Annotated in this window: 7 protein-coding genes; 4 read left to right on the forward strand and 3 right to left on the reverse strand. The window is 64.9% G+C overall.

Features of this window, described 5'->3' with window-relative positions:
- Positions 1-366 precede the first annotated feature (366 nt).
- Positions 367-2,793: a TonB-dependent receptor domain-containing protein gene (locus tag BLT40_RS08295; protein ID WP_090353823.1), complete on the forward strand. Its 2,427-nt coding sequence runs from the start codon at positions 367-369 to the stop codon at positions 2,791-2,793.
- A gap of 77 nt (positions 2,794-2,870) precedes the next feature.
- Here BLT40_RS08295 and clpB read toward each other — a convergent pair whose 3' ends face one another.
- Entirely contained in the window at positions 2,871-5,453 is a 2,583-nt protein-coding gene (clpB, locus tag BLT40_RS08300; RefSeq protein ID WP_090352635.1) for an ATP-dependent chaperone ClpB, read from the reverse strand.
- Positions 5,454-5,618: 165 nt separating this feature from the next.
- Between clpB and otsB the strand changes: the two genes are divergently transcribed.
- Both otsB and otsA read left to right on the forward strand, forming a co-directional pair.
- A complete protein-coding gene (gene otsB / locus BLT40_RS08305) occupies positions 5,619-6,383 on the forward strand; it encodes a trehalose-phosphatase (RefSeq protein WP_090352636.1) in 765 nt (254 codons plus the stop codon).
- Between the two features lie 17 nt (positions 6,384-6,400).
- Positions 6,401-7,816, forward strand: coding sequence for an alpha,alpha-trehalose-phosphate synthase (UDP-forming) (gene otsA / locus BLT40_RS08310; RefSeq protein WP_079522658.1), 1,416 nt, complete (start codon positions 6,401-6,403; stop codon positions 7,814-7,816).
- Between the two features lie 10 nt (positions 7,817-7,826).
- Here the strand turns inward: otsA and pgeF are convergent, their stop codons facing one another.
- Positions 7,827-8,561, reverse strand: a complete 735-nt coding sequence (pgeF, locus tag BLT40_RS08315; RefSeq protein ID WP_090352637.1) for a peptidoglycan editing factor PgeF — start codon at positions 8,559-8,561, stop codon at positions 7,827-7,829.
- A gap of 2 nt (positions 8,562-8,563) precedes the next feature.
- A complete protein-coding gene (gene rluD / locus BLT40_RS08320) occupies positions 8,564-9,538 on the reverse strand; it encodes a 23S rRNA pseudouridine(1911/1915/1917) synthase RluD (RefSeq protein WP_090352638.1) in 975 nt (324 codons plus the stop codon).
- A 69-nt stretch (positions 9,539-9,607) separates the two neighbouring features.
- On the opposite strand from rluD, the gene BLT40_RS08325 reads away from it, so the two are divergent.
- A complete protein-coding gene (locus BLT40_RS08325; RefSeq protein ID WP_090352639.1) occupies positions 9,608-10,435 on the forward strand; it encodes an outer membrane protein assembly factor BamD in 828 nt (275 codons plus the stop codon).
- Positions 10,436-10,646: the final 211 nt, after the last annotated feature.

A 10,646-nucleotide genomic window follows, 5' to 3' on the forward strand; every position in this document is an offset into this window, starting at 1 on the left:
GGGATTCAGCCCGGCATTATCTGGCCGGCGCGGGGATTTTCAATGATCCGCCCGGCGGTGCGAACGCGGAACCGGGCACAGGATTTTGCATTGCACCAACATGGTCTTACGAGCCAGTTTCGTGCCAGACCCTTAAAAAAAGGGCTCGTCATGCCTTCGTTTCACCATTATGGCGCATTTGTTACGAGCGTGTTGACGCACCGCAAGGTGCGTGCATAGCGTGAATCCAACGCGGCACTTTCGCCCGCGTCCGCGGGGTGTCCCGCCTCGCGTACCGTAGCTCGCCCTGGGGACCCATCAATGACGACAGGCAAGACCCTACGACGCAAACCGTCGGCCAACTTCTGGCTACCCGCGCTTGGCCTCATGATCGTGACGCCCGGCTATGCACAGGACACCGCACCGCCCCCCGATACGAAGGAGGCACGCCAGCTCGATCAGGTGGTGGTCACGGGTACACGCAGCACGACGCGGACGGAAGCGAATTCGCTTTCCCCCATCGACGTACTTTCGCCCAAGGATCTTACCTCAACCGGCAGTACCGACCTCGCCACGGCGCTCGGACGCCTGCTGCCCTCCCTGGACTTTCCGCGTCCCGCGATCAACGACGGTAACGACGCGATCCGCCCGGCCAGCCTGCGCGGCCTGTCCCCCGACGCCACGCTGGTCCTCGTCGACGGCAAGCGCTATCACACGTCGGCACTGGTCAATTACAACAACTCGGTGGGACGCGGCGCCGCACCGGCCGACCTGAACTCCATTCCGATCTCCGCGATCGACCACATCGAGGTGCTGCGTGACGGCGCCGCGGCGCAGTACGGATCGGATGCGATCGCCGGCGTGATCAACGTCGTGCTCAAACACGGCGCCGGCGAAGGCAAGAACTCGATCAATGCCAACTACGGCATCATGGACAAGGGCGACGGCGAAACCAACGGTATCGACGGGTCGCTCGGCATCGACCTCGGCGGCAAGGGAGCCGATGCGAAGGGCTGGGCGCGTATCGCGTTCAACTACCAGAATTCGATGAACACCAACCGCGCCTCGCCGGTGAGCCTGTTCACCCCGGAAGAGGCCGCCGACGGCAACGTCGCCCACCAGCGTTACGGCGACCCTGCGGTAAAGACCTACCAGGTACTGACCAACTTTCAGTACGCGGTCGCGCATAACGTCGACGTCTATGGCTTCCTCAGCCTCAGCCGTCGTGACGTCGTCTCCAACGGCTATTACCGCGGCGCCACGAACGCGCGCAACGTACCCGACATCTACCCCGACGGTTTCCTTCCGCAGATCGTCAACCATACCAACGACTCCACCGGCGTACTCGGTGTCAAAGGCGTGACCGACGGCGGATGGCGCTGGGACGCCTCCGGCAACTACGGCATCAACAGCCTGGTGTTCGACGTACAGAACAGCATCAACACCAATCTGTACTACTCCACCGGCGCGTCGCCGACGTATTTCAACGCGGGCACCTTCAAGAACTCGCAGGCGCTGGCCAACATCGACATCGGCAAGGACTTCAGTGTCGGCTGGCTGCCCAACCCCCTGACGCTCGCCTTCGGTGCCGAGTACCGCAAGGAGAAGTACCAGATCGATGCGGGCGATCCGGAGTCGTACTACTTCAATCAGAACACGCTGATTCCGGGCACGGACACGCCGTATGCCGGCGGTGCGCAGGTGTTTCCGGGCCTCAACCCGACCGCTGCCGGAAGCTTCACGCGACACAGCGAGGCGGCATACGTCGACCTCGAAACCGACCTCACCGACAAGTTCTCCGCCGGGGTCGCCGGCCGCTACGAGCACTACAGCGACTCCGGCTCGACACGCTCAGGCAAGCTTTCCGCGCGCTACCAGTTCGTGCCTGAGTTCGCGCTGCGCGGCACCATCTCGAACGGCTTCCGCGCACCGTCGCTGGCCCAGCAGAACTATCAGTCGGTCGTGACCATCATCGACCCCACGACCGGCCAGCTTGCGCAGACCGGCACGTACCGCACCTCCGATCCCGCGGCCGTCGCCCTCGGCGCCAAACCCCTGAAGCCGGAGAAATCCGCGAACTACAGCCTCGGCGCGGTGTGGGAACCGACCGCGGATTTCAGTGCCACGCTCGATGTCTACCAGATCCGTATCTGGCACCAGATCCTCTACTCCGACACCATCAGCCTCACCGACCCGTTGCTGGCGGCGTATTTCAACAGCGTGGTACCCGGCCAGCAGGTAACGGCGATTCAGTACTTCGCCAACTCGGCCGCCACACGCACGCGCGGTGCCGATCTGGTCCTGAACTATCGCGTGCCGACGACGAGCTTCGGCCAGTTCAACCTGCTGGCAAGCGGCAACTACAACAAGGTGAAGGTGCTCTCGGTCGGGGCGACACCAGCCGTGTTGCAGGAGAACTCGTCAGGCCCGATCGAACTCTTCGGCCGATCCAGCCAGGGCATCCTGACCAGCGCAACACCGCGAACGAAGTTCCTGCTCGGTGCCGACTGGACGCTTGGTGGATTCAACGCCCATGCCGATCTGACTCGCTATGGCTCGGTGATCCGCGTGAACACCGATCCGAGCACCGATCAGAAGTTTCCAGCGCGCTGGCTGCTCAATCTGTCCGGCGGTTACACCATCGGCCAGTGGAACTTCGGCGTCGGCGTGGATAACGTCACCAACCAGTACCCGCAGCGCGTGAAGCCGACCAACAGCGGCGAGGACTACTTCAGCGGCCTGCAGTACTCGGCATTGTCGCCGTTCGGCTTCAACGGGCGGTATTACTACGCAAAGGTGGGGTTCCGGTTCTGAAGAACCGGAACGTGTAGGAGCGCGCCTTGCGCGCGATCGTGAAGAATCGCGCGCGAGGCGCGCTCCTACACGGGCTTTTATGCCGCCTCGAAGATCAGGTGATTACCATCCGAATCGACCCGGATCGTCTGCCCGGGCGAAAACGCACCCTGCAGGATCCGCTGCGCCAGCGGATTCTCCAGCTGCTGCTGGATAGCCCGCTTGAGCGGGCGCGCACCGTAGACCGGATCGAAGCCCGCACTTCCCAGCAGATCGAGCGCCTTGTCACTCAGTTCCAGCGACAGCTGACGATCGGCCAGACGCTTTGCCAGGTAATCCAGCTGGATGCGGGCGATCGACCGGATCTGCTTCTTGTCGAGCGGGCGGAACACCACCAGATCGTCCAGACGATTGATGAACTCCGGACGGAAGTGCGCCTGCACGACACCCAGCACGGATGCCTTCATCTGCATGTAGTCGGCCTCGCTGTCGCCCGCCTGCTCCTGGATCAGGTTGGAGCCCAGGTTCGAGGTCATGACGATCACGGTGTTGCGGAAATCGACCGTGCGACCCTGACCGTCGGTGAGGCGACCGTCGTCCAGCACCTGCAGCAGGATGTTGAACACATCCGGATGCGCCTTCTCGACCTCATCTAGCAGGATCACGCTGTACGGACGACGACGCACTGCTTCTGTCAGGTACCCACCCTCTTCGTAACCGACGTAACCTGGAGGCGCGCCGACGAGGCGGCTCACGGAGTGCTTCTCCATGAACTCGCTCATGTCGATGCGGACCATCGCGTCCTGCGTATCGAACAGAAAGTCCGCCAGCGCCTTGCACAGTTCCGTCTTGCCGACGCCCGTGGGGCCGAGGAAAAGGAACGAGCCATAAGGACGGTTCGGATCCGACAAGCCGGCACGCGCGCGACGAATCGCATCCGACACCGCGCGCACCGCCTCTTCCTGCCCGACGACACGGGCGTGCAGCGCACTCTCCATGTGCAGGAGTTTTTCGCGCTCGCCTTCGAGCATCTTGTTGACCGGAATACCCGTCCAGCGAGCGACGACCTCCGCGATCTCCTCGGCCGTCACGCGGTCCTGCAGCAGTGTGAAGTCCTGCTTCTCGGCCTGTTGCGCGGCCGCCAGCTGCGCTTCCAGAGCGGGCAAACGGCCGTACTGGATCTCGCTCATCGCACCGTAATCCTGGCGACGCTGTGCGGCTTCGAGTTCGAGGCGAGCCTGTTCGATCTGCTCCTTGATCTTCGTGGCGCCCTGCAACATCGCCTTTTCGGACTTCCATACCTCGTTGAGGTCCGAGAATTCGCGATCGAGGGTTTCGATATCCGACTCGAGGTTGGCGAGGCGCTGCTTCGACTCGTCGTCCGGCTCCTTCTTCAGCATCTCGCGCTGGATTTTCAGCTGGATCAGCCGGCGTTCGAGGCGGTCGAGTTCTTCCGGCTTGGAGTCGATCTCCATGCGGATACGCGATGCCGCTTCGTCCATCAGGTCGATGGCCTTGTCGGGCAGCTGACGATCGGGGATGTAGCGCGCCGAAAGCGTGGCGGCCGCCACGATCGCCGGGTCGGTGATCTCGACACCATGATGGACGGCATAGCGCTCCTTCAGCCCGCGCAGGATGGCGATCGTGTCTTCCACGCTCGGCTCACCCACGTAGACCTTCTGGAAGCGACGCTCGAGCGCGGCATCCTTTTCCACATACTTGCGGTATTCGTCGAGGGTCGTGGCACCGATGCAATGCAGTTCGCCACGCGCAAGCGCCGGCTTGAGCATGTTGCCCGCGTCCATCGCGCCGTCGGCCTTGCCCGCACCGACCATGGTATGCAGCTCGTCGATGAACAGGATGACCCGACCTTCCTGTCTGGACAGGTCGTTGAGCACGGCCTTGAGGCGCTCCTCGAATTCGCCACGGAATTTCGCGCCCGCGATCAGCGCGCCCATGTCGAGCGAAAGGACGCGTTTGTCGCGCAGACCTTCGGGCACTTCGCCATTGACGATGCGCTGCGCCAGGCCTTCGACGATGGCCGTTTTGCCCACGCCGGGCTCACCGATGAGCACCGGATTGTTCTTCGTGCGGCGCTGAAGCACCTGGATCGTGCGCCGGATTTCCTCGTCACGGCCGATCACCGGATCGAGCTTGCCGTTCTCAGCCCGTTCGGTCAGGTCGATGGTGTACTTCTCGAGCGCCTGCCGCTGCTCTTCGGCGTTCTCGGACTGCACCTTCTCACCACCGCGCAGCTTCTCGATCGCGGCCTCGAGGCGCTCCTTCGTCGCGCCCGCGGCCTTGAGCGCACCACCCACTTCGCCACGATCCTCCAGCGTCGCCAGGAGGAACAGCTCACTGGCGATGAACTGGTCGCCACGCTGCTGGGCCAGCTTGTCAGTGAGGTTCAACAGGCGGTTGAGGTCGTTGCCGAGGTTGATGTTGCCCTCCTGGCCGCTGACGCGCGGCAGGCGGTCGAGGATCTCGCCCACACGCTGGCGCAGCGCGGGTACGTTGACCCCGGCCTGGGTGAGCAATGGACCCGTCGAACCGCCTTGCTGGTCGAGCAGCGCGACCAGGACGTGGGCCGGCTCGAGCATGTTGTTGTCGCGGCCCACGGCCAGCGACTGTGCGTCCGCCAGGGCCTGCTGGAAACGCGACGTAAGTCTGTCCATTCGCATCGTAAGGTGTCTCCCAAAAGGTGATGGCGCGACCCGGGACCTCCCCGCGACCGCCTCTGGCGCAAGAGATGCGGCTCGAACATTAGTCCTTCAACGGTGAAAAGCGAGCACTTTTTTCACGCGAGCGACGGCATCCTCGGGGAATAGCCGCCCGATGGAAACGCCGTGACAGCCGACCGCGACACCTTGCCCCGTCCACCTGTGGATCTGATCGACAGCCGGACCGCTCTCTTCCTCGACGCCGATGGCACGCTCCTGGCGTTCGCCGACGACCCCGCCGCCGTCGCGCCCGCGGACGGCCTGATGGATACGCTGGATGCCCTGCGCAGGGAACTCGGTGGCGCCGTGGCACTGGTCAGCGGACGGGCCATCGCCGGGCTCGACGCGATCTTCCATCGTCCGGACTGGGCGGCCGCCGGGCAGCACGGCCTGGAGCGCCGGGACGACAAGGGCCAACTGGTGACGGTGCCGGTCGACGAGGAAGCCCTGGCCCGGCTGCGTGCGACGGTGCACGCCGTCGCGGCGGAACTGCCGGGCGTGCGGGTGGAAGACAAGAGCTGGTCGGTGGCGCTCCACTGCAGGGAACACCCGCGTTTCGAAGCCGAACTGGCCAGACGGACGCCGGAGATCGCGGCGGCGTTTCCCGGCTTCGAACTTCAGCCGGGCAGCTACGTGTTCGAGTTCAAACCCCGGGGCATGGACAAAGGGGTGGCGGTCGCCGCCTTTCTCGCCGAAGCGCCCTTCGCGGGCCGACGCCCGGTCTACGTGGGTGACGACCTGACCGATGAGCACGCCTTTGCCGTCGTCAATGAACGGGGCGGCGCATCCATCCGGATCGGCACGCGGACCCCGTCACAAGCGACGTTCACATTGTCTAGCCCGGCCGATGTTCACAATTGGCTGGATTCCGTGAAATCCAGGTTGATGTAAGGAGCCGTGCGCGCACAATGAGCCGACTAGTCGTCATATCGAACCGCGTGGCGCTGCCCAAGCAGACGCAGACCGGTGGCCTTGCCTCCGCGATGAACGCGGCGCTGCAGGAAATGGGCGGCCTCTGGTTCGGCTGGAGCGGCAACATCGCTGCCGAGACCGGCAAGGAGCTGCACGAAGTCAGCGACGGACACATCGAATACGCCACGATCGACATGTCCAAAGCGGACCATGACGACTACTACAGCGGCTTCGCCAACCGCGCGCTCTGGCCCCTGTTTCACTACCGGGGCGATCTGGTCGACTACCGGCGCGACCACCTCGAAGGCTATTTCCGGGTCAACCGGGCATTCGCCAAGCGCGTGGCCAAGCTGCTCAAGAAAGACGACATCATCTGGGTGCACGACTACCACCTGATTCCGCTGGCTTCCATGCTGCGCGAACTGGGCGTCGAGAACCGGATCGGCTTCTTCCTGCACACGCCCCTGCCGGCCGCCGGTCTGCTGATCACGCTGCCCCGCCATCGCGAACTGCTCGAGCCGCTGGCTTCCTATGATCTGGTCGGCCTGCATACGCAGCGCGACCTGCGCGCGCTGGAAGATTATTTCCTGCACGAACTGGGCGCGGCGATGCGCACGGGTGGCCGGATCCGCGCCGCCAACGGTCGCATCTTCCGCGCCGGCGTCTTCCCGATCAGCATCGATACGGCCGAAGCGGTCGAGCTGGCCCATCGCGCCGAAGACAGTGGTGCGGTCGCCAAGCTCCGGGCCAGCATCGACGATCGCCAGCTGATCATCGGCGTCGACCGCCTCGACTACTCCAAGGGCCTTCCAGAGCGCTTCGAGGGCTTCGCGCGGCTGTTGCGCGACCACAAGGACATGCGCGGCCGGGTCTCGCTGCTGCAGATCGCCCCGCCTTCGCGCTCGGACGTTCCGGAATATCGCTCGCTGCGCCGCGAACTCGAGCGCAGCGCCGGTCACATCAACGGCCAGTACGCCGAGCCGGACTGGGTGCCCATTCGCTACGTCAACAAATCCTTCGGGCACAAGGTACTCGCCGGGTACTTCCGTGTGGCCAAGGTCGGCCTCGTTACGCCCCTGCGCGACGGCATGAACCTCGTCGCCAAGGAATACGTGGCCTGCCAGGACCCGCAGGATCCGGGCGTGCTCGTGCTGTCGCGCTTTGCCGGTGCGGCCCAGGAACTGGACGCCGCCCTGCTGGTGAACCCGTCCGATCTGGACGAGGTGTCGGAAGCGCTCAAGCGAGCCCTCGAGATGCCGCTGAAAGAGCGGCGCATGCGCTGGCAGTCGATGATGGACGTGCTCGAGCGGAACGACATTACGACGTGGCGCAACGCGTTCCTGCATGCGCTGATGGAGCCGCCCAAGGTGAAGCCGGAAATCTACGTGCAGCGACCCATGACGGCCCCCTGAGGCGGTCGCCTCAGCGGGTCCAGATAAGACTGGCGAAGCGGCCGCTGGCCGCACCGTCGCGACGATACGAATAGAGGCGGTCGTCGCGGAAGGTGTCGAAGCCGCCACCGGACACGTTCGTCACTCCCGCGCGCGACAGCCTGCGCCGCGCCAGCACGTACAGATCGCAACGCCAGTGTCCGGGCCGCGTCGGCGTGAACGCCGCTTCGGCACCCGGATCCGAGTCGACGAAGGCCGCACGGACCTCCTCGCCCACTTCGTAAGACGCCGCACCGATCGCGGGTCCCAGCCAGGCCTGAACGCCATCGGCATCCATCCGCGCCACGGTGTGCTCCAGGACACCGGCCGCCAGTCCGCGCCAGCCGGCGTGAGCGGCGCCGATGGTCTCACCGTCCGTCGAAGAAAAGAGCACCGGCAGGCAGTCCGCCGTCAGGATGGCCAGGACACGACCCGGCCCGCGTGCGATCGCGGCATCGGCCACGGGCTCCTCACCGTGGGCGCCGGGTGCGTCGGCCACGTCGACGCCGTGGACCTGGCGCAGCCACAGCGGCGCCTCGGGGAGACCGAGGGCCGGCAACAGCGCCGCGCGGTTGGCGGCCACCGCCTCCGGCGCATCGCCCGAGCGCAGGCCCAGGTTGAACCGTCCGTACGGACCGACCGATACGCCGGGGCCGTTCCGGGTGGCGACGACGGCGCCGACGCCCGAGGGCGCCACCCAGTCCGGAACGATCCAGGCGTCGGGCATGCTCAGTCCTCGATCGGATGCAGCTCGGTATCGAGCCGCAGCGTCGCGATCAGGGCGTCCTGATCCGCCGGCCGCGGGGAGTCGAACTCGAGACGCTCACCGGTGATCGGGTGGTCGAAGGCCAGCTTCTCGGCATGCAGAGCCTGCCGACGGAAGCCGCGCAGGGCGTCGATCAGCTCCTGGCTGGCGCCGCGTGGCAGGCGCAGACCGTTGCCATAGAGCTGATCGCCGACCAGCGGATGGCCGATATGCGCCATATGCACGCGGATCTGATGGGTACGCCCCGTCTCCAGGTTGCACTGGAGGACGCTGTGCGAGCGGAACCGCTCGCGCACCCGGTAATGGGTGATCGCTTCCTTGCCGCCGTCCACCACGTCGCGAACGCCCTGCTTCAGCCGATCGTGCTGGTGACGGCCGATCGGCTGGTCCACGGTGCCGCCGGCGACCATGGTGCCGAGTACCACCGCTTCGTACTGCCGGTGGACGTCGTGGCGCGAAAGCATGGCGACCAGGCCCGTGTGCGCCGCCAGGGACTTGGCGACCACCATGAGACCCGCCGTGTCCTTGTCCAGACGATGCACGATGCCGCCACGCGGCAGCTCGGCCAGCGACGGCGCGTGGTGCAGCAACGCGTTCAGCAGGGTGCCCGCCGGATTGCCCGCCCCGGGATGGACGACCAGCCCCATAGGCTTGTCCAGCACCAGGAGGTCGTCGTCCTCATAGCGGATGTCCAGAGCGATATCCTCGGGCAGGGCGTGGACTTCCGCCTCCAGTTCCGCTTCCAGCACCACGTGCTCCCCACCCCGGACGAGATGCCGCGGAGCCACCCGGGCCCCGTCCAGCAACAGTTTCCCGTCCTTGATCCAGCCCGTCAGGCGGGATCGGGAGTAATCGGGGAACATCTCGGCCACGGACTGGTCGAAACGCCGTCCAGCGGCCGTCACCGGTACCGTGGCTTCATGCCGGACCGTCGTCATACCGACCCGCCCGGCCGAAGGCCGGTTTCGGCTATCATGCCCATTCGCTTAAGCATCCGAACTCTCTCAATGCGTGCAACCAAGATCACCATTCTGCTCGTCCTCGCCCTGTCGATGAGCGCCTGCTCGATGTTCCGCAGCAAGAAGGAGACGATCGACACGATGCCGGTCGACCGGCTGTATGCCAATGCTCACAACTCGTTGGAGCATTCCGATTACGCCGCGGCCGAGAAAGCGTACCAGCGACTGATCGCTCGCTTCCCGTCGGGTGACATCAATGAACAGTCGCAAATCGAACTGGCTTACGCGCAGTACAAAGACAACAAGCCGGACGACGCTTACTCGACGATCAACCGCTTCATCAAGACGTTTCCGACCCACAAGCATGCAGATTATGCCTATTACCTGCGCGGTCTGATCAATTTCGATCGCACGGGCGGCATCATCGAGCGCTATCTGCAGCGTGACAACTCGGGTTCGACCCGTCGCGACCAGGGGTTCAACCTGACCGCATTCGACGACTTCAGCCAGCTGACGCGTCGTTATCCGAACAGCGCCTACGCCACCGACGCCCGCCAGCGCATGATCTTCCTGCGCAATCAGCTGGCCCGCTTCGAGATCAACGTGGCCGAGTACTACCTGCGCACGAAGGCCTACATCGCTTCGGCGGATCGCGCCCAGTACGTGATCGAGCACTACCAGCAGTCGCCGGAAACGGGCGACGCCCTGGCCATCCTGACCCGCAGCTACCTTGGCCTCGACCGTCAGCCGCTGGCGGACCAGAGCCGCAAGGTGCTGGCCCTGAACTATCCGGACCACCCGTATCTCACGGACCCGAACTGGCCGCACCACCCGTCGGTCTGGCGCAAGGCGATCCCGTTCTCGGGGCACCATTGATCCCTGGATGACGAAGAAAACCGGCGAAAGCCGGTTTTTTTTTGGTTGGTAATGCTCTGTAGGGGCTCGGCTGCGCCATCGCGTTTGGCGTTGTCGCGGCGTGTGGTGTCGCGTCGAAGAGCCGGCGGGTGCCACCCTCGCGTCCACGCCTGCGGCGACCCCTCAAGGAGGGCCGCTACCGCGGCCGTGTATCAATGGCCTTCGGCCGGGT

The sequence above is a fragment of the Dyella sp. 333MFSha genome (assembly GCF_900102405.1).
GTDB classification, from domain to species: domain Bacteria; phylum Pseudomonadota; class Gammaproteobacteria; order Xanthomonadales; family Rhodanobacteraceae; genus Luteibacter; species Luteibacter mycovicinus.

Bases quoted from the DNA above. Each gene is read 5' to 3' on its own strand.
- BLT40_RS08295 (WP_090353823.1), top strand. From the start codon at position 367: ATGATCGTGACGCCCGGCTATGCACAGGACACCGCACCGCCCCCCGAT.
- clpB (WP_090352635.1), bottom strand. From the start codon at position 5,453: ATGCGAATGGACAGACTTACGTCGCGTTTCCAGCAGGCCCTGGCGGAC.
- otsA (WP_079522658.1), top strand. From the start codon at position 6,401: ATGAGCCGACTAGTCGTCATATCGAACCGCGTGGCGCTGCCCAAGCAG.
- pgeF (WP_090352637.1), bottom strand. From the start codon at position 8,561: ATGCCCGACGCCTGGATCGTTCCGGACTGGGTGGCGCCCTCGGGCGTC.
- rluD (WP_090352638.1), bottom strand. From the start codon at position 9,538: ATGACGACGGTCCGGCATGAAGCCACGGTACCGGTGACGGCCGCTGGA.
- BLT40_RS08325 (WP_090352639.1), top strand. From the start codon at position 9,608: ATGCGTGCAACCAAGATCACCATTCTGCTCGTCCTCGCCCTGTCGATG.